This window comes from Jeotgalibacillus alimentarius, from assembly GCF_000829445.1.
In the GTDB taxonomy this organism is placed as follows: domain Bacteria; phylum Bacillota; class Bacilli; order Bacillales; family Jeotgalibacillaceae; genus Jeotgalibacillus; species Jeotgalibacillus alimentarius.
Window position 1 is genome coordinate 21,473 of record NZ_JXRQ01000012.1, and the last position, 19,786, is coordinate 41,258.

Here is a 19,786-nt window from a genome sequence, read left to right on the forward strand (position 1 = left end):
ACTGCTTGATACATATGGAAGAAAGTATGCGGAGCCGGTTATTCGTAAAACGGCGGACCGGTTTTTAACATTTGGCTGGACCGCTAATCAGGTCACCATTGGCGCATTTATCATCGGATCAGCTTCCGGCATCATTTATTATCTCGGCTTCCCGATTCTTGCTGTGATTGTCCTGTGGCTTTCAGGATTTCTTGATGCTGTGGATGGATCAATGGCACGCGCAACGAAGACCTCACCTTTTGGAACAGTGATGGATGTCACCTTTGACCGTATTGTTGAGATCAGTGTCATCCTTGGTGTCGCTTTTCTTTATCCTGACATCATGTGGGCGGCGCTTTTGTTAATGGCGTCTATTGTCATTTCAATGACGATCTTTTTAACAGTCGGGAACGTATCTGAGAATAATGGGGTAAAGTCCTTCCGCTATCAGGCAGGACTTGCTGAAAGAACGGAAGGCTTTCTTTTCCTGAGCGTGATGATGCTCGCACCATCCATCGTTTTATGGACAACCCTCACATTCTTCGCAGTCGAAATATTTACCGCAGGACAGCGGTTTATGGAGGCGAAGAGGTTGTTGGGATGAGCCCTGTTCTCATCGTCCGTAGAGAAGAAAGGCGGTTACAAAAAAGCACAGAGCGATGGACCGCTCTGTGCTTTTTCCTATTGCGCCAGCTGTTGTTCAGCAAACTCCCGGTAAAGCGGGTGCGTCTCAATCAGCTGACTATGTGAACCGATCCCTGTGATCCGGCCTTTTTCAATAAAGATTATCTTATCCGCATCCACAATCGTGGACAAGCGGTGTGCAATGACAAATGTTGTTCGGCCTTCCATCAGCCGTGTCAGCGCCTGCTGTACAATGCCCTCAGACTGACTATCAAGACTGGCCGTCGCTTCATCCATCATCAGAATCTTTGGATCCCTCAGAAAAGCCCGCGCAATGGCAATCCGCTGTCTCTGTCCGCCTGACAGCTTCACGCCACGCTCGCCAACCTCTGTATGCAGTCCTTCAGGGAATTCCCTGATAAAAGGCTCTGCATAAGCCATTGCGGCAACTTCCCACAATCGTTCATCGCTGATTGACTCCGCATCTGTTAACCCGTAAGTTAAATTATCTCGAATCGTCCCCGCCATCATCGGACTATCCTGGGACACGTAGCCAATCTGGCTGCGCCACGCATCCATAGAAAGACTGGTCACCGGCGTGTCTCCGATGAAAATGGCACCATCAGAAGGCTCATAAAAACGCTCGATCAACCCGAACATGGTTGTTTTTCCGCCACCACTTGGCCCCGCAAAGGCAACCATCTCACCCGGCTGCGCCTCAAATGACACGTTAGATAAAATCGGTTCACCTTCTTCATAAGAGAAAGAAACATTCCGTACATGAACCGGCAGCCCGCTGATATCCATCTCATCACCGGAACGACCTGTTTCCTGAGGTGTATCTATAATCCCGATAATCCGTTCAGTCGCACCTTTTGCTTTTTGAAGCTGTGTAAAGAACATCGCAAACGACGTAATCGGAAAGACAATCTGGAACAGGTAAAGCAAAAATGCCACAAGCGATCCGGTTGTCATAGACCCTTCAGCAACCCGGATCCCCCCGTAACCGATGATCACGACAATAACAGCCATCATAATCAGATAGATAAGCGGTCCGACAATCGCAAAAATCCGCATCTCTTTTAATCCAAATGACAGCAGGTTAATAATCCCGCCTTTACCTTTCTCAGACTCGAATGTCTCTGCATTTGAAGCCTTCATCAACCTGATCTCACTTAGCGTCTGCTGGATCTTTCCGGTGAAGGTTGCCGTCTCATCCTGCAGTCCGCGTGAAATCTTAGACATCTGCCGTCCAAGCGGAATCATAATCCCGACTGTCACAGGTACAGAAATCAGCATCAACAGCGTCATCTTCCAATCCATAATCAGCAGAATAATGACAGCACCGATAATCGTAATAATCCCGGTGATAAACTGAGGGAAGTGCTGTGAGATCAAATCTTTCACAATTCCAGTGTCATTGACCACCCGGCTCACAGATTCACCGCTCGCCTTCTGATCATAATAACTGACAGGCAGCCGGATCATCTTTTCCCACATCTGTTCACGCAACCTTGCCACAACAACCTGTCCGGTATAGCCGAGTAAATACATCGATCCCCCGTCAATCAGCGCCTGTACGATAAACACAATCGCAATCGCAGCCACAAGCCAGCCGTTCAGCTCTACAGAAAAACCATCAACCAGCTCCCTTGTCAGTAAAGGAATTGTCAGCCCTACAAGTGTTGTGAGGATACTCCCTGCAAGACCGAGCGACAGCGCCAGCCGTGGCACTTTTGTCGATAAAATTAACTGAATAAATGGTTTCAAACTCGTTTCATTATTTGCCATGATATACTCCTATTCTTAAAAATATGTATAGGTGAATTATATCTTATTTAACCCCGAAGAAGTGAGGCGGTGCCTGTATACTTTATTTTCAGGCTTCACGCCTGCTATGATAGAGAAAACACACAGGAGGATTTTATGAAAACAGTTATTCTTGCAGGGGGCGGTCACACGCATCTTGAAGTGCTGAAGCGCCTGTCATCACATCATGATGCTTCAGTAAAATGGATCCTCGTGTCAGCCTCACGCTACCATTACTATTCCGGTATGTTTTCAGGCTTTGCCGAAGGGTTATACTCAATAGAAGATATCCGGATTGATCTCAAACAATTATGCGAAAAGAAACGCATTCATTTTATAGAAGCAGCAGTAGAATCATTCGATCCTGAACATCAGACTGTCACGCTATCAGATGGAGAACAGCTTGCACTTGCATACGACCGGCTTTCGCTCGATATCGGCTCTCATACAGCACCCGAACAGATCGAAGGACTTGCAGAAAGACAGACGCAGATGAAGCCTGCACACCTTTTTCCAGACAGAATCGAAGCCTGCCGCAAAGCAAAAGAACTCGTTATCATCGGAGGCGGTGCAGCAGCCTGTGAGATGGCGTTTTCGTTCCATCAGTGGAAACAGCAGCACGGACGCAAATACGACCGTATCACAGTGATCGCCTCAAACGAATTCATTGACCGTAAATCAGATCAGGTCATTGAATCCATGTTCGAGGAAAAAGGCATTCATTTTATAAAAAATGATTATGCTGTGAAAGTAACTGATCGTTACGTACTGACGCAAAATGAGAAAAACATTCTGTATCAGGAAGTCATCTTTCTCGGCGGGGCCCAGGCACCAAAACTGCTCGAAGCATCCGGGCTGCCCGTAGATCAGAAAGGATTTATGAAAGTAAACGCAGGATTGCAGACAATTGATGACAGCAGCATATTTGCAGCTGGCGACTGCGTAGCCCTTGTGACACATCCTGATCTGCCAAAGAGCGGGGTTTATGCAGTCAGACAGGGTGAAGTGCTCTATCATAACCTGCTCGCAAGTCTTAACCGCGAGCCGCTCGCTGATTACACCCCGCAACAACGAGCGCTTATTCTGCTCTCGACAGGCGGTATGGAAGCACTCATGCTTTATGGTAATTGGCGTAAAGCCGGGCGCTGGGCATGGATGTGGAAGGATTATATTGATCGTGGTTATATGCGGAAGTATCAATAAGCAGATAAAAGCCCGTAAACGTGTGTGCGTTTACGGGCTTTTGGGTTGTTGTGTGAGGTTATGAATATGAAATGGGGTTAGGACAAAAGGCCTGAAGTGTCGAACATGCGTGTGTGAGCGTCGAACATCGGCGGTTTTACGCCGAACACGACGCTGTATCCGTCGAACACCCGCACATTTGCGTCGAACACCACATGTTTTACGCCGAACCACGAACCACACAACACAACACAACACAACCTTATCCGGCCTTCACCGCATTCTCACTTTTCACCTTACGTTTCGTAAAACGGTCCACAATGGAGCTGATCGCGCCATCTCCCGTTACATTCGCTGCAGTACCAAGGCTGTCCTGCGCCAGATAAAGTGCAAGCATCAGTGATGTCATTGCGCCTGAGAAGCCGAGCATGGATTCAAGCAGTCCGAGTGAAGCAACCACTGCGCCACCAGGTACACCAGGTGCAGCGATCATTGTCACACCAAGCATCAGAATGAACGGGAAAATCTGACCGAATGTCGCTACATCGCCTTGAATCAGCATCACGGCCATCGCGCAGCTCACAAGTGTAATCGTGCTTCCTGCTAAATGAATATTAGCCAGGAGCGGCACACAGAAGTCAGCTGTCTTCTCACGTACACCCATTTTCTTCGACTGCTCGAGTGTGACTGGAATCGTTGAAGCAGAAGACTGTGTACCAAGCGCTGTAAAGTAAGCAGGCATCATATTTTTCAGCATTTTGAACGGACTCTTACCGTGCAGTGATCCTGCAGTAGTATAAAGCATCACTAGATATAACACGTGCAAAATAATAATCATCACGAACACAAGCAGGAATACGTTAATAATTGCGCTGACCTGTCCACCCTGAGTCATATTCGCAAAAATTCCGAATATGTGAATAGGAAGGAGTGGAATGATGATTTTTTCAATCAGCTTTTGGATAATCGTACGGAATTCTTCCAATCCTTTTTGAAGGATGCTGTTTTTAAAAGCAGAAATTCCGATTCCAAGAACAAAAGACAGCAGCAGTGCCGACATAATGCCCATAACTGGTGTCATTTCAATACCGAAATACCCGCTAAGCAGTGCTTCTTCCGGATTCTCGAATGCTCTTGATGCTTGAGAGCCGAGAAGAATGGGGTATAGGATAGTAGCACTTAAGAATGCAATCAAACCTGCGATTACTGTTGATGCATAAGCAATACCGGCCGTCAGTCCAAGTGCTTTACCGGCACCGCGTCCCATCGCACCAATACCCGGCGCGATAAATGCAATGATAATGAGTGGAATAGCAAATGACAGAAAGCCGCTGAATAAATCATTAAAAGTTGCTGCCCCACGGATCAGCCATTCAGGACTGAAGCTCCCGATTGCAATACCAAGTGCAATCGCAATCACAATGCGGGGAAGTAATCCAAGTTTTTTCATGGTAAAGTCCTCCTATTGTGTACAGTTGTATTTGATAGATGGATTATAACGCGATGATTATACGTTGTTAAGGGAAAAAGTTTAATTAGTAATAATAAAATAATTTAGAATTGTCAGTAAAATAAATGATTTTGAACCCTTAAAGTAGTGTTTTTGTTATAGTGAAAAAACAAAAAATCGATTCATCAAACTCATTTAGAAAAATTAAAAACGTGGTAAGATGGAGAAGGAAATTGAAATGAACTTTTTACATAGATCACGAGATAAACGGAGGACTATATAAATGAAAACAAAACTATGTCTGCTGTTCGGCGGAAAGTCTGCAGAGCATGAAGTGTCATTACAGACAGCGAAAGCCGTAATTAAAGCACTGGACCTGACTAAATTTGATATTGACCCTGTATTTATTACAAAAGAAGGTGAATGGAGAAAAGGTGCCGCACTGACTGAACCGGTGGAAGATGTGAAGCAGCTCCAGTTTGAAGCGCAGGCAGAAGTATCGCCTGCTGAAGGACTCGTTCCTGCGCAGGAAGCTTCATACGATATCGTGTTTCCACTGCTGCACGGACCAAATGGGGAAGACGGAACAGTCCAGGGGCTGCTTGAGGTGCTGAATGTTCCTTATGTCGGGAATGGTGTTCTTGCTTCATCAGCCGGTATGGATAAAGTAATCATGAAGAACCTGTTCAGAGATGCCGGGCTTCCTCAGGTAGGCTACACGTCATTTATTCGCTCTGCCTGGGAAAAGGATAAGGAAGCAAGCTACGTGAAAACAGAAAAAGAAATCGGTTATCCATGCTTCATTAAGCCGGCCAATCTTGGTTCAAGTGTCGGCATCAGCAAATGTACAAACCGTGCTGAGCTTGAAGCAGGCTTTGAAGAAGCGTTTCAATTTGACCGCAAGATTGTGATTGAAGAAGGCGTCAAAGCGCGTGAGATTGAACTTGGTGTCATTGGCAACGACTTCCCTGAAGTATCAGTACCGGGCGAGATCGTAGCAAAAAAGGACTTTTATGATTATAAATCGAAGTATGTAGACGGCGATTCTGTCATGATCATTCCAGCTGAGCTGCCGGACGGTATGGCTGAAAAGCTTCAGGAAATGGCTAAAACTGCATTTCAGACAGTTGACTGCTCTGGACTTGTACGTGCAGACTTCTTTGTAACTGAAAACGATGAGATCTATATCAATGAAATTAACACAATGCCAGGATTCACTCCTTACAGTATGTTCCCGCTATTATGGGAAAACACTGGTGTGCCTTACGCTGAACTGATTGAAAAGCTGGTTCAGTTCGGAATGGAACGCTATGAAGATAAACAGAAACTAAAAACTTCAATCTGAGGAGAAGCCAGTCATGAAAAAAACGTTAAAAGAAATTGCTGAGATCCTGAAAGCTGACGTTCCTGCACAAGGGTTTGAGGATGCAGTTGCTGAAGGAGCCAGCATTAATACCCTGACAATCCAGCCCGGCAATCTGTTTGTGCCTTTTAAGGGAGAAAAAACCGACGGCCACAAATATGTCCGTCAGGCTTTTGAAAAAGGTGCGGGTATTTCACTATGGCAAAAAGATGTACCTGATGTCCCACATGACCTGCCGATTATTCTTGTGGATGACCCGGAAGCTGCACTGCAGCAGCTCGCATCAGCTTACAGACAGGAAAACCATTTTAAAGTCGTTGCGATTACAGGCAGTAATGGGAAAACAACGACCAAGGATATGATTGCAGGCGTCCTTTCAACAAAATACAGCGTGCAGAAAACAGAAGGAAACTTTAACAATAACCTGGGTCTGCCGTTAACGCTTCTGAATATAAAAGAATCCACAGATGTGGCTGTGCTTGAAATGGGTATGAGTGGATTTGGTGAGATCGAACTGCTCAGCAACATCGCAACACCTGATATCGCAGTCATTACGAATATCGGGGAATCGCACCTGCAGGACCTCGGATCAAGAGAAAACATTGCGAAGGCAAAGTTCGAAATCATTGCAGGCCTGAATCAGAACGGGATTCTGTTTTACTACGGCGATGAGCCATTATTAAAAGCGCTCGTTCAACAGACGGAGGGGCTGAAAAGCGCTTCGTATGGCTATGAAGATACAAACGGTCTTTACCCGAGAAATACTGAGATCGATGAATCGGGAAGCCGTATCCAGCTCGGTACGGAAGAAACGTGGGTCTCTATCCCAGTCTTGGGAAGACATAATGTCCTGAACGGTCTTGCCACTATCAGAACAGCGCTTCATCTCGGTCTGACGCTTGGAGAGATTGAAGAAGGCTTTGCGAAAACTGAAATGACAGCTATGCGCATGGAACGTGTGGAAGGGGCAAATGGAGAAGTATTTATTAATGATGCCTACAATGCAAGTCCGACCTCCATGCTTGCTGCACTTCAGTTTTTAGAAGAGGCGAAAACATCCGGGAAAAAGATCGCTGTTCTCGGAGATATGCTTGAACTTGGTGACGACGAAGAAACTTTCCACCGTGAGATCGGCCAGAAGATCAACGTTAATGAGATTCCGGTCCTGCTCACGTACGGTCCACGCTCGAGGTGGCTTGCTGAAGAAGCCCTGCAGAGAACGCCGCTCGTCTACTGGTTCAAGGATCATGATGAACTCGTGGCGGAACTGAAGAAGCATCTGTCTAAAGGAGACCTTGTGCTGGTGAAGGGATCCCGCGGAATGGAGCTTGAGAAAGTGATCGAAGCTTTTAAATAAAGCATTTGAAAAGCCGTCCTGTGGGGCGGCTTTTTGTGTGGATGTGGGTGATCAGACTGTCAGCGAAGAGGGTGCGACCTTGGGCGGTGGTGATATGACCATCAGCGGAGACGATGCGACCATAATTGGCGGTGATGCGACCATCAGCAGCCGCAACACGACCACAATCGGCGATGATACAACCACCAGCAGTTAAAACACAGCATCCGCTAAAGATTTAAAACCATCATTTATGGGTATAAAAAACGGTAGAAGATTGAACGGAGGGACGTCATGGGACAGACAGGATGCTTGCTGCTTCACGGATTCACAGGGGGCGCTTATGAGGTGAACCCGCTTGCCAGATACCTGCGTGAGCATACAGACTGGATTATTTCAGTGCCGGTGCTTCCGGGGCATGGCAGACATCTCAGGCTGCATGAAACGAACGCAGTTGAATGGATCACATATGCTGAAGAAGAACTGAAAAGGCTGTATATGTATTGTGATGAAATATATGTGGTCGGCTTTTCAATGGGCGGTCTCATCGCAGCTTATCTGACCATCCACTATCCGGTGAAAAAACTGGTCTTGCTAAGCGCGGCAGCTCTTTATATTAATCCGAAACAGATCCTGAGTGATGTTAAAACAGTATTTGCAGATACATTAAGACGTAAGCTGAATGAAAACGAATGGTTTGGTCATTATAAGTATAAGCTTTTTCATACACCAATCCGCTCCACAAGAGAGTTCAGACGCCTGGCAACGTATGTCGTTCCGCTGCTGCCCAAAATCAGAGTGCCTGTTTTCATTGCGCAGGGACAGATGGATGGAATCGTGCCTCCAAAAGCGGCCAGATTCGTCTACGACCGGGTCGGAACTTACCAAAAAAGATTATATTTATCAAAATCGTCTAAACACCTGATATGCTATGGGTCCGACTGTGATCAGCTTTTTCATGAGATCGCTTTCTTTTTAAAACAGGAGAAAGTTCCTGACAACGGATGATTGTTTTTTGAAAATAGACATGATAAGATACGTAAGACATCTGCTACAATTAGCAAAAAGCTCTCTTATTTATAAGAAGAGTGTGATATAACTTTTAAATGCGCAAAGCGGGATCATCTCGTGACGGACGTATTTTGTCCTGCGTATTTTTGATGGTTGTCTTTAACCAGCATGAAAGACCAATTGACATATTGGCATCTCTGACGCACTCGGCCTATGACCGGGTTTTCTTTTTGGGGAAGAAATGCCCCTGTTATTTTAAATGTTAAGGACAACGAACAAAGGCTGTCGCAGTCTTCTGAGCGATCTTAGCTATGTGTATGAAATAGATGATTCACAAAACAAAGGAGAATGAAGGATTTGACACTTTTTTCAGAACTACCAATTAGTCCAGTAATCCAGAAATCAATTAAACGTATGGGATTTGAAGAGGCAACGCCGATTCAGGCTGGCACAATTCCACTATCAGCAGAAGGAAAAGACATTATCGGGCAGGCGCAGACAGGAACAGGTAAAACGGCTGCTTTCGGTATTCCAATGCTTGAAAAAGTGGATACAAAATCACCAAATATCCAAGGTCTGATCATCGCGCCGACTCGTGAGCTTGCGATCCAGGTATCAGAAGAGCTTTATAAGATCGGAAGCGACAAGCGTGTACGCGTTCTTTCAGTATACGGAGGTCAGGATATTCAGCGCCAGATCCGTGCAATGAAAAAGAACCCGCATATCATTGTTGGTACACCGGGCCGTCTGCTTGACCACATTAACCGCCGCACACTGAAGCTTGATCAGGTTCAGACTCTTGTACTTGATGAAGCAGATGAAATGCTTAACATGGGATTCATCGATGATATCGAATCAATCCTTAAAAACGTTCCGGAAACTCGCCAGACGCTATTGTTCTCAGCAACAATGCCTGGACCGATCCGCAAGATTGCTGAACGCTTCATGAAAGAGCCTGAAGTTGTGAAAGTAAAAGCGAAGGAAATGACTGTTGAAAATATCGAGCAGTTCTTCGTAAAAGCACATGAGCGTGAGAAATTCGACGTACTTTCACGTCTGATCAACGTTCAGTCACCTGAGCTTGCAATTGTATTCGGACGCACAAAGCGCCGTGTTGATGAGCTTGCTCGTGCACTTGAAATCCGCGGCTATATGGCTGAAGGAATTCACGGTGACCTGACACAGGCGAAGCGTATGAGCGTACTGAAGAAATTCAAAGAAGGCCGTATCGACGTACTTGTTGCAACAGACGTTGCCGCGCGTGGACTTGATATTTCAGGCGTTACACACGTATACAACTACGACATTCCTCAGGACCCTGAAAGCTACGTTCACCGTATTGGACGTACAGGCCGTGCAGGTAAAAAAGGTATGGCGATGACATTCGTTACACCACGTGAAATGAACTACCTTCGCGTTGTTGAACAAACAACGAAGAAGAAGATGGAGCAAATGCGTCCACCAAGTTCATCTGAAGCACTTGAAGGTCTTCAGCGCGCAGCAGTTGACGAACTGAAAGAAACACTTAAGAAAAACAACCTTGAAGAGTACAAAGTACTTGCTCGTGAATTATTAAACGATGGTGAAGAATCACTGGATCTAATCGCAGCTGCTCTTAAGATTCTTACAAAAGAGCCAGATGAAACACCAGTAGACATCACACCTGAGCGCCCACTTTCTTCTAAGAAGAAATCGTATCGCAAAGACGACAAAAAGTTTGGCAACCGCGGTGGAAACCGTGGCGGGAAAGGCGGAGGCAAGCCTTACAACAGCCGTCAGCGCCAGCCAAAGCGTCAATCACGCGAAGGATAATAAGAAAAGCGTAGGTGAGCGTTTAGGGGCGTACATGTTGGACTGAAGCGCCGGAGATAAAGGAAACACGGTGAACGAAGTGAGCCGATGTTGACTTATCGGACAGAGCTGAAGGAAACATGCTAGCCCCTGCGAACCGGAGCTGGACAACATAGAAAAGCGGAAGGCGCTTGGTCAGCTCCGACGGGCATAAGACGCGCAGCGGAAAACGGGTGAACTTTCCCGTTTACCGATGGATGGCTTATGACTCGAGGGGTTGGGCGCTGAAGCTGGACATATATACAAAAGGCTGCACACGGACTTGTTCCGGTGCAGCCTTTTTTTATGCGGGAGAAAAGGTCTGAAGGAAAAGTGACTTGGCCTGATTGAATTGTGCTTGCGGCTGAAGGAAATCATGAACGGATTGAAGGGAATCATGGCAGGTGAAGGAATTAATTTTAATATTGAAGGAAACGCCTAGCAGATTGAAGGAATAATTTCTAAATTGATGGAAAAAGCAGCCCTGTTGAAGGAATTATGCCCACTCCCATCTCATCCTCGAGACCGGCCCGGCCTTACATCTTCCTCATCCACACCATCCCTAACAAAAAAAGCCGCCCAAAAATCCGGACAGCTTCCTCATTATTCTCTCTCCTGAAATGTAAAAACAATCCCGTTTGCCTGCAGCATGCCGTCGATTTTAGAGAAAGCGGTTTGCATTTGTGCATTACGGTCAAATTCAAGGTTTTCCCCATCATTCATTTTAAGAATAAGAGTATCGTATTTCACTTCTTCATTCTGTTTGAGCAGAACAGCATCCTCTACATCACTCCATGCATATTCATTTGAAGTGACAGCGAAAAGATCATTATGGATGATTTTCTCTTCTCTCAATACAGAATAATTTGTTAAGCTCAGCACAAGCAGTACAAGTGAAACTGCCAGAAGTCCGAAGCCGGTTCCTTTGAATACCTTTCCTTCTTTATACATCATGAAAAAGAATACAGACAATAGGAGTCCAAAAGCGCCGAAAAGGATATTAGATAGAGCAGGCGTACGTATGGTGATGACATCTCCATAGGAAAAGAACAGATAGTGGAGCAGATTTGGGCCGATAAAAGCAAAGATCAGACTGACAATAAAGGTGATCACGCTTAAAACAATCCACATGATATTACCTTCTGTAAAATCGCGGTGCATAAACATCCTCCTTACAATAATTTCATATCTACTATACAGAATTTTTTGATAAAAAGTTTCGTTTTTTAAAATATTTCCATGAAAACTTTTGAAACGTATATGACCTGCAATTCGTATGATAAAGTAGATACATAAATGATACATATAGACAGGAGAGAAAAAGATGGGGAGACAGGAGCCTAAGATGAGAATTTCTGAGCGGGCGTTAACCGTCTGGAAGTTGTATGGCTGGATTTCTGCAGCAGTCACCCTGTTAATTGGGGCAGGGTTAACAACGCTCACACTCATATTTGACTGGTCGATCTGGTTTATCATCGGCTCAGCGATCGCACTAATACTTGAAATTGTATTATTTGTTTTTGTTCTGCCAACGCTGAAGTGGAAGCGCTGGCGCTATGAAGTGAGGGAAGAAGAGATTGAATTGCAGCATGGAATCTTCATTGTGACACGTACATTGGTGCCAATGGTTCGTGTGCAGCACGTAGAAACAGAGCAGGGACCGATTTTGCGTAAATACAGACTTGCCACAGTCAGTATTTCAACAGCAGCCACACTGCATCAGATTCCTGCGCTTGATATTAATGAAGCAGATGCATTAAGAGATTCAATTTCTGCTTTGGCAAGGGTGGCTGAAGACGATGTCTGAAGAAAAACGCCTGCACCCGATTACCGCAGTGATGAATGCACTGAAAACGCTGAAAGAAGCATTTATTCCATTTGTGATCCTGATCTTTTTAAATCGCGGGGAAAGAGAATCCTTTCTTGATTTTCTGCCTTTTTTAATTATGGGTGCCATGGTCATTCTGTTTCTTTTTCTTGGCGTGATCAAATGGTGGCGTTTTAAGTACTGGGTTGAAGAAGATGAACTTAAAATTGAACAGGGTTTATTAGTAAAGAAAAAACGTTATATTCCTTTTGAACGAATACAGAGCCTGAACTATACAGAAGGCGTGCTGCACAGGCCTTTAAAGCTTGTAAAAGTAAAGGTGGAGACAGCCGGCAGTTCTTCAACGTTAGAGTCAGAGGCAGAATTGACGGCGATTACAAAAGTTGAAGCAGATGATCTGAACCGCATGATCGCTGCTGCTAAAAAACGGCTCAAAGAAGGAAATGCTGAATTGCCTGAGGGTGAGGAAACAGTGGAGCAGGAGCCTGATGAGCAGGTCCTGTATCAAATGAGCCCGAAAGATCTTGTGGTCATGGCAACTACTTCAGGGGGAGCCGGCGTTGTCATCGGTGGTATCCTGATCTTCCTTTCACAGTTTGGAGAGATTATTCCATATGAAGCTGTATTTCAGGAGCTGATTGATTTTGTGGAAGCGGGCTTCCTGCTTGCGGGGATATTGGCTGTGCTGGTCTTTTTTGTCGCATGGCTCATTGCAGTCGGACTGACGTTTCTGCGCTATGCGCATTTTACAGTCAGGCTTGTGGATAAGGACATTGTAATCACCCGTGGACTGCTTGAGAAAAAGCAGACGACTGTGCCACTTAAAAGAATTCAGGGAATCACGTTTGATCAGAATATTATGCGGGAGCCATTTGGATATACATCCGTGACGATTGAAAGTGCAGGCGGGTCTGTTCTTGAAAAAGACTCTAATGCGATCAGATTATTGCCGATGATCCGTGAAAAAGAAACGTATGCGATTCTGGATGAAATTTTACCTGAATATCATTGGCAGACTGAATTTACCGGTGCACCGAGACGTGCCCTTAAGCGATATATTTTTTGGAAAGTATTCTTCTCGCTGATCGTCATCGTGCCGGTTTCTTATTTCTTTTTCCCGCTCGGTCTGATCTCGCTGATATTGATCCCAGTGGCAGTGGCCCTTGGCTGGATGCAGTATAAAACAGCCGGATGGAGCGCATCACGTGATCAGTTGACATTGAAATACAGAGGCATCAGCAAGCAAATTGTTTATCTCAAAAAGAAACGGATTCAGTCAGTCGAATGGACCCAGACGTTTTTCCAGCGTAAAGGTGACGTTGCGACACTGCATGCAACGATTAAATCCTACACGAGCGGCAGCCACAGCAGTATTGCGCATGTTGCAAAAGAAGACACGGATCTCGTTATGGATTGGTACAGCCCGGAAGCAGAAGTGAAAAAGGTACATGAACCGATTATGACGAATCCTGAATTTGAGGGACAATAAGAAAATGCCTGGAGCGTTAAAAGCTCCAGGCATTTTGCTATTCCCGACGCCGCTGCTGAAAAATGAACAGGCCAATCAAAACGCCTGCTGCAAGCCCTGCAAGGTGCGCGGTTATATTAATATTTGAACCGAAAAATGTCATCACAACGCTGATCGCAATGATCGGCACCATAACCTGTCTGATCTCGAGAGGTGCTGCCTGCTTATAAATGAGCCAGATCGCTCCGTATAATCCAAACAGGCCGAAGATCGCACCGCTGGCTCCGACGGAAGAGTAAAAAGGTGGCTGTAATACCCAAGTAGCAACGTTGGCGATAATGCCAGTGAGTAAATAAACAACTGAAAACTGGAAAGATCCAAGCAGCCGTTCAAGTGCAGGTGCAAACAGCACTAATGAAAATGTGTTGAACAGCACATGAAACAAGTCAGCGTGTGCAAAGATCGGTGTAACAAGACGCCAGTATTCCCCCTGAGAAATTAATCCGTTAATACCTGCGAGTGAAAACAGGACTGAAGATCCAATGCCGCCCGGAAGTGAAGTCGCAATAAATACGAGCGCGTGGATCAGGATCAGCAGTGATACGACAGGGTAAAACCTGATAAACTGTGATAAGCTTTCAGTACGTACAAACAAATGAAATCCTCCCTGTAACTGATTAGTTCTATCATACAGGATTCTATACGAAAAAGGTGACTCAGATGATTCATGGAATCGGCTTGGATATTGTAGAAATTGAACGGATAGACCAACTGCTTGTCAGACAGCCGAAAATCATCCGGCGTGTCCTCACTGAACGTGAACAGCAGCAGTTCATGCAGCTTGGTGAAAGACGGAGAATTGAATTTCTGGCAGGGCGCTTTGCTGTAAAAGAGGCATATGCAAAAGCATTTGGGTGCGGCATTGGACGTGAGCTGTCTTTTCAGGATATTGAGATTGAAAAAGCCTCATCCGGCAAACCTTACATCAGTCATACGGATTATCAGGTACATGTAAGCATCACCCATACAAAAGAATATGCCGCTGCGCAGGTGGTGATTGAGGGGACAGGTGCTTAGGTGCGCCTGTTTTTATTTTTGGTTTGTGGAGATGGATCTCTGATGAAAGGGTTGGTTTTGGAAATATATCAGCAATTCAGTTTTATCTATCACCTTTTTGTTTATTCAATCGCCTTTGCTTATAATTGCGTCATCTTAGACATGTATTCGAAAAAGGTGAAGGAATTCAATCACCTTTATGAATATTAGTATCACCTCGCGCCTTAATTCAATCACCTTTTCAATAATTCGACCGCCCCGCCGGTACCGCGTCTTACGCCCGTCGGAGCCGACCAAGGGTCTTCCGCTTTTCGAAGGTGTCCAGCTCCAGCAGGCAGGGGCTAGTGCGCTTCCCTCAGCTCCTTAAGATAAGTCAACATCGATTCACTGCGTTCATCGTGTTTCCTTTATCTCAATCCGCTTCAGTCCAGCGCATACGCCCCTTAACGCCTGCTTCCGCTTTTCTATGTCATACAAGCCCATTTCCTTTCATACACTGAAAGTGCACTGGCAACGATGCTTAATGAGTGAAGGGGAGGAAACCATGAAGAAAACCGCTCTCTGTTTGATAATGGTCTTTTTAGTGATGCTGATGGCTGCGTGCGGTGAGAAGACGAGGGAAGAAGCGGCTCAGGATCTGATGGACAAGGTGGAGGAGACTGAAAGCTACAAGGCAAAAGCGAAGATGACCTTTAATACAGGAGAGACACCACAGGAATATGATGTGGAAGTCTGGCACATGAAGCCCCATTATTACAGGGTCCATCTGAAGCATGCTGAAGACAAGCAGAGTCAGATGATTATCAGGAATGATGAAGGTGTATTTGTTCTGACGCCTGCGTTGAACAAGAGCTTCCGTTTTCAGAGTGACTGGCCTTCGAATGGCAGTCAGGCTTATCTGGCTGAATCGCTTGTAAAGGATATTCAGGAGGATAAGGAAGCAGTATTTAAAGAACAGGAAGGGCAGTATGTATTTGATACGAAGACAAGGTACAAGCATCAGCAGATGTTCCCGCTTCAGCAGGTTACATTTGATAAGAAGACACTTGCACCGACTGATGTAAAAGTGAAAGATGAAGAAGGAAATGTGAAAATTGAATTGAGCTTCAGTGAAGTTGATTACAAAGCAACATTTGAAAAAAGCGATTTTAACCTTGAGAAAAATATGATGGGCGCCCAGCTTGAAATGCCTGTTTCAGGTGACGGCGAAGAAACGGAAGAGTGGGCGGTATTGTATCCGACTGCTGAGATCGAAGGCGCTGCACTGAAAGAGGAAAAAGAAGTGAAGACAGATAACGGCAGCCGTGTGATTCTGACGTATGAAGGTGCGAAGAATTATACGATCATTCAGGAGAAGCTCGATGCTGCACCTGTCATGTTGACCACATCTGAGGCTATGGGAGAAATAGCGGATCTCGGCTTTGCAGTGGGCTCTATGACTGAGAATTCACTGGAATGGACCTTTAATGGAGTCAACTACATGCTTGCTTCGAATGATCTAACAGAAGAGGAAATGCTCGAAGTCGCTCGCTCAGTGCAAGGGTCTATGATAAAATAACGGCATCCAAAACAGGAGCAAATCCTGTGACAAGAGAAGGTGCCAGATGATGATGAATGAATTCCACAGAGACACATGGATTGAGGTAGACCTGGATGCAGTCAGACATAATATCACTCAATTGTCCGGCCGCCTGAAAAAAGACACAGTGATTATGGCTGTTGTAAAAGCGAATGCGTATGGACACGGTTATCTTGAAGTAGCAGAGACAGCACTTGGAAGCGGAGCGGAATGGCTGGCAGTGGCTTTTCTTGATGAAGCGCTCTTTCTTAGAAAGCACGGCTTTACCGCTCCGATCCTGGTGCTTGGTGCCACACGCCCTGAAGATGCCGCACTTGCTGCGCAGCATGGAATCCGCCTGACTGTGTTTTCAGGTGACTGGCTGAGAAAAGCAGAAAATGTTCTTGATCGCGAGACGCTGAACGTACATTTGAAAATAGATACAGGAATGGGGCGGATCGGATTTAGAGAAAAAGCAGCTTTAAAGGAAGCAGAAAGATTTGTAGCTGATTCTTCCCATTTAACGATAGAAGGGGTCTTCACTCATTTCGCGACAGCGGACGAGCCTGACCGCAGCTATGCTGATTGGCAGCATGAACGTTTCCATGACTTCCTTGAGGTATTTGAGCAGCAGCCGGAAATGGTTCATGCTTCTAACAGCGCAGGTGCATTTCTCAGAGATAATACAGCATTTAACGCTGTACGTTTCGGTATTTCAATGTACGGATTTGTGCCTTCAGGAGATATCCGGAGTGAGATGCCCGTTACGCTTCAGCCGGCACTCTCCCTTTACACTAAGATTGTTCAGGTAAAGCAGCTGAACAAGGGGGATAAAGTCAGTTATGGCGCAACCTACACAGCGGAGCAGGATGAATGGATTGCAACGCTGCCAATTGGTTATGCTGATGGATGGATCAGGCAGATGCAGGGTTTTGAAGTACTTGCAGGAGAGCACCGCGCAGAAATCATCGGACGGGTCTGTATGGATCAGTGTATGATCAGGCTGCCTTTTGAAATGGAAGAAGGCACAGTTGTCACGCTAGTCGGGAGTACTGAAAATGACTGTATCCTGCTTGATGATGTTGCAGCCCACAATGGAACGATTCACTATGAATCTGCCTGTCTGCTGGCTGCAAGGCTGCCCCGGATCTATTGGGAAAACGGTGTGATAAAAAAGGTCTTTAATCATCTGAAATAATCATTTTTGCAAAGAATTGTCAGATATTTTAAAAGAGAACCTTTTCAGTACGGGTTTTTAATGTTAATATAAACATGGACTTGAATGATGAATGAACGAAAGAATAAATGTTTCAGAAAAAATAGGTATGCATATGATGGTGGAGGTGTAGTTTGTGTCGGAATCCAGCGCAACATCAGAAATCTTGGTACGATTACCAAAGCAACTGCTAACAGAACTGGAAGCGTTTGCCGAACAGGAAGAATTAAGCTGCAGTGACTGTATTTATCGCGCAACAAAAGCTTATGTCCGTGACAGACGCAGGAAACAAACTCAAGATGCGATGCGCCGGGGCTATATGGAAATGGCGAAGATCAACTTATCAATGGCTTCGGAGGCACTACAGGCAGAATACGAAGCAGACCATACCATTGAACGTCTGGTAAGTGGAGGATAACGCTTTGATAGTGAAGCGTGGAGACGTATTTTTTGCTGACCTATCTCCCGTTGTCGGTTCAGAGCAAGGTGGAGTCCGCCCCGTTCTCATCATCCAAAACGACATCGGAAATCGGTTTAGTCCCACAGTAGTGGTCGCAGCAATTACAGCACAAATTCAAAAAGCCAAGCTTCCTACCCATGTTGAAATCAGTTCAAAGCGCAATGGCTTTGAACGTGATTCAGTTATTTTGCTGGAACAGATCAGAACACTAGACAAACAACGACTAACAGACAAAATAACCCATCTGGATGACGAGACGATGGAAAAGGTAGACGAGGCACTTCAGATCAGCCTTGGCTTGATAGACCTCTAATGTGGAAAACGCTCTTTCAGGAGCGTTTTTTTTCATATCGATAGACCCGGCGGCAACACTCCTCTATAATAGAACATAAGTACGAATACAGAATGATAAGTTAGAGGTGAACTATTTGTATAACAAAATCACTGCGCACATTGAAGATCATCGTGAAGAGCTCGAACGGTTATGGAAAGAGCAGCTTACGAGCGATACAGATGCGCGCATCATTGACATTATGCCAGAGCACATATTTGAATCAACGAGCTCAGAGTTTTTTGATATTATTCTACTCAATCTGAAAGATAAAGATAGAGAATATAAAGAAAAGCTTCAGAGTTTTTCTGACAAAGTAGTCAGACTCGGCTGGCCGGTTGCGCTGGTTGTAAAAGGATTGAGAGAATTTGTACATACTGTGCAGGAAAACTTAGTCCAATATGGAAGTATAGATAAAGAAAGAGAAGGAGACTATCTGGAACTCCTCGATAAATGGATGACACCAATCTCGAATGAAATCATCCAGACATATGCAGAAACATGGGAGAAAACTGTATCTCTGCAGAAGATGGCCCTTCAGGAGCTGTCTGCCCCGTTAATTCCGGTGATGGAACAGATTTCAGTTATGCCGCTTGTAGGAACCATTGATACTGAAAGAGCAAGACTTGTGATGGAAAATCTGCTTGACGGAGTGGTCAGCCACCGCTCTGAAGTCGTGCTGATAGACATTACAGGCGTGCCAGTAGTAGACACAATGGTTGCTCACCATATTATCCAGGCAGCAGAAGCGGTTCACCTGGTTGGGGCGAAGTGCATGCTGGTCGGAATCCGGCCTGAAATTGCCCAGACGATTGTTAATCTGGGGATAGATTTGGACAAGTTTATTACAACCAGCACAATGAAAAAGGGTGTTGAGCTGGCGTTAGAGATGACAGGCAGAAAAATAGTGGAATTGGAGGGGTAAACGGTGAGAATTCCGATCCTAAAACTGAATGATTGCCTTTTAATTTCAATTCAATGGGAGTTAGATGATCAGACTGCCCTTGAATTTCAGGAAGATTTGCTAAAAAGAATCCATGAAACCAATGCGCGCGGTGTTGTCATTGATATTACATCAATTGATTTTATCGATTCATTTATCGCTAAAGTGCTTGGCGATGTAATTAATATGTCCAGGTTAATGGGTGCGAAAGTTGTTATTACAGGAATTCAGCCGGCAGTTGCCATTACACTGATCGAGCTTGGCATCAGACTTGATGATGTAATGACAGCACTTGATCTGGAAAAAGGTTTAGAGAAACTTCAACAGGAATTGGGGGACTGA

At 45.3% G+C, this 19,786-nt stretch carries 20 protein-coding genes; 16 read left to right on the plus strand and 4 right to left on the minus strand.

All coding sequences use genetic code 11. The annotated features are described in order from the left end of the window. Position 1: 1 nt before the first annotated feature. The gene (locus KP77_RS03380; protein WP_041121365.1) at positions 2-583 is read left to right on the plus strand and encodes a CDP-alcohol phosphatidyltransferase family protein; all 582 of its coding nucleotides are present in this window, start codon (positions 2-4) and stop codon (positions 581-583) included. Positions 584-660: 77 nt separating this feature from the next. Here KP77_RS03380 and KP77_RS03385 read toward each other — a convergent pair whose 3' ends face one another. Beyond that, entirely contained in the window at positions 661-2,394 is a 1,734-nt protein-coding gene (locus tag KP77_RS03385; RefSeq protein ID WP_041121340.1) for an ABC transporter ATP-binding protein, read from the minus strand. Positions 2,395-2,529: 135 nt separating this feature from the next. Between KP77_RS03385 and KP77_RS03390 the strand changes: the two genes are divergently transcribed. Then, on the plus strand, positions 2,530-3,615 hold the full coding sequence (locus KP77_RS03390) for an NAD(P)/FAD-dependent oxidoreductase (RefSeq protein ID WP_041121341.1): 1,086 nt from the start codon (positions 2,530-2,532) through the stop codon (positions 3,613-3,615). A 241-nt stretch (positions 3,616-3,856) separates the two neighbouring features. On the opposite strand, the gene KP77_RS03395 is transcribed toward KP77_RS03390, so the two are convergent. Then, a complete protein-coding gene (locus KP77_RS03395) occupies positions 3,857-5,044 on the minus strand; it encodes a dicarboxylate/amino acid:cation symporter (protein WP_041121342.1) in 1,188 nt (395 codons plus the stop codon). Positions 5,045-5,327: 283 nt separating this feature from the next. Here KP77_RS03395 and KP77_RS03400 point away from each other — a divergent pair, with 283 nt between their 5' ends. From KP77_RS03400 to KP77_RS03415, 5 genes are all read left to right on the plus strand, one after another. Next, complete coding sequence (locus KP77_RS03400) at positions 5,328-6,389, plus strand: D-alanine--D-alanine ligase (protein WP_041121343.1); 1,062 nt, start codon at positions 5,328-5,330, stop codon at positions 6,387-6,389. Positions 6,390-6,402: 13 nt separating this feature from the next. Further along, a complete protein-coding gene (locus KP77_RS03405; RefSeq protein ID WP_041121344.1) occupies positions 6,403-7,764 on the plus strand; it encodes a UDP-N-acetylmuramoyl-tripeptide--D-alanyl-D-alanine ligase in 1,362 nt (453 codons plus the stop codon). A gap of 37 nt (positions 7,765-7,801) precedes the next feature. Next, positions 7,802-7,960: a hypothetical protein gene (locus KP77_RS18075; RefSeq protein ID WP_160289498.1), complete on the plus strand. Its 159-nt coding sequence runs from the start codon at positions 7,802-7,804 to the stop codon at positions 7,958-7,960. Between the two features lie 77 nt (positions 7,961-8,037). After that, on the plus strand, positions 8,038-8,751 hold the full coding sequence (locus tag KP77_RS03410; protein WP_041121345.1) for an alpha/beta hydrolase: 714 nt from the start codon (positions 8,038-8,040) through the stop codon (positions 8,749-8,751). Positions 8,752-9,111: 360 nt separating this feature from the next. Continuing rightward, the gene (locus KP77_RS03415; RefSeq protein WP_052473937.1) at positions 9,112-10,566 is read left to right on the plus strand and encodes a DEAD/DEAH box helicase; all 1,455 of its coding nucleotides are present in this window, start codon (positions 9,112-9,114) and stop codon (positions 10,564-10,566) included. Positions 10,567-11,187: 621 nt separating this feature from the next. On the opposite strand, the gene KP77_RS03420 is transcribed toward KP77_RS03415, so the two are convergent. Then, a complete protein-coding gene (locus KP77_RS03420; protein WP_041121346.1) occupies positions 11,188-11,745 on the minus strand; it encodes a hypothetical protein in 558 nt (185 codons plus the stop codon). 163 nt (positions 11,746-11,908) lie between these two features. Between KP77_RS03420 and KP77_RS03425 the strand changes: the two genes are divergently transcribed. Both KP77_RS03425 and KP77_RS03430 read left to right on the plus strand, forming a co-directional pair. Then, the gene (locus tag KP77_RS03425; protein WP_041121347.1) at positions 11,909-12,391 is read left to right on the plus strand and encodes a PH domain-containing protein; all 483 of its coding nucleotides are present in this window, start codon (positions 11,909-11,911) and stop codon (positions 12,389-12,391) included. After that, positions 12,384-13,901, plus strand: a complete 1,518-nt coding sequence (locus KP77_RS03430; RefSeq protein ID WP_041121348.1) for a PH domain-containing protein — start codon at positions 12,384-12,386, stop codon at positions 13,899-13,901. The genes KP77_RS03425 and KP77_RS03430 overlap by 8 nt, the downstream gene beginning before the upstream one ends. Positions 13,902-13,938: 37 nt before the next feature. On the opposite strand, the gene KP77_RS03435 is transcribed toward KP77_RS03430, so the two are convergent. Beyond that, positions 13,939-14,535 (minus strand): rhomboid family intramembrane serine protease, encoded by a 597-nt coding sequence (locus KP77_RS03435; protein ID WP_041121349.1) that lies wholly within the window; start codon positions 14,533-14,535, stop codon positions 13,939-13,941. A 65-nt stretch (positions 14,536-14,600) separates the two neighbouring features. Between KP77_RS03435 and acpS the strand changes: the two genes are divergently transcribed. The 7 genes from acpS (at position 14,601) to KP77_RS03470 (ending at position 19,786) form a co-directional block, all read left to right on the plus strand. Next, positions 14,601-14,957, plus strand: a complete 357-nt coding sequence (acpS, locus tag KP77_RS03440) for a holo-ACP synthase (RefSeq protein WP_041121350.1) — start codon at positions 14,601-14,603, stop codon at positions 14,955-14,957. Between the two features lie 523 nt (positions 14,958-15,480). Further along, positions 15,481-16,494, plus strand: a complete 1,014-nt coding sequence (locus KP77_RS03445; RefSeq protein WP_041121351.1) for a LolA family protein — start codon at positions 15,481-15,483, stop codon at positions 16,492-16,494. 52 nt (positions 16,495-16,546) lie between these two features. Next, positions 16,547-17,692 (plus strand): alanine racemase, encoded by a 1,146-nt coding sequence (gene alr / locus KP77_RS03450; protein WP_041121367.1) that lies wholly within the window; start codon positions 16,547-16,549, stop codon positions 17,690-17,692. A gap of 154 nt (positions 17,693-17,846) precedes the next feature. After that, positions 17,847-18,128, plus strand: coding sequence for a CopG family ribbon-helix-helix protein (locus KP77_RS03455; RefSeq protein ID WP_039807347.1), 282 nt, complete (start codon positions 17,847-17,849; stop codon positions 18,126-18,128). A 4-nt stretch (positions 18,129-18,132) separates the two neighbouring features. Next, entirely contained in the window at positions 18,133-18,483 is a 351-nt protein-coding gene (locus KP77_RS03460; RefSeq protein WP_041121352.1) for a type II toxin-antitoxin system PemK/MazF family toxin, read from the plus strand. Between the two features lie 115 nt (positions 18,484-18,598). Next, the gene (locus KP77_RS03465; RefSeq protein WP_041121353.1) at positions 18,599-19,426 is read left to right on the plus strand and encodes an STAS domain-containing protein; all 828 of its coding nucleotides are present in this window, start codon (positions 18,599-18,601) and stop codon (positions 19,424-19,426) included. 3 nt (positions 19,427-19,429) lie between these two features. Further along, entirely contained in the window at positions 19,430-19,786 is a 357-nt protein-coding gene (locus tag KP77_RS03470; RefSeq protein WP_039807352.1) for an STAS domain-containing protein, read from the plus strand.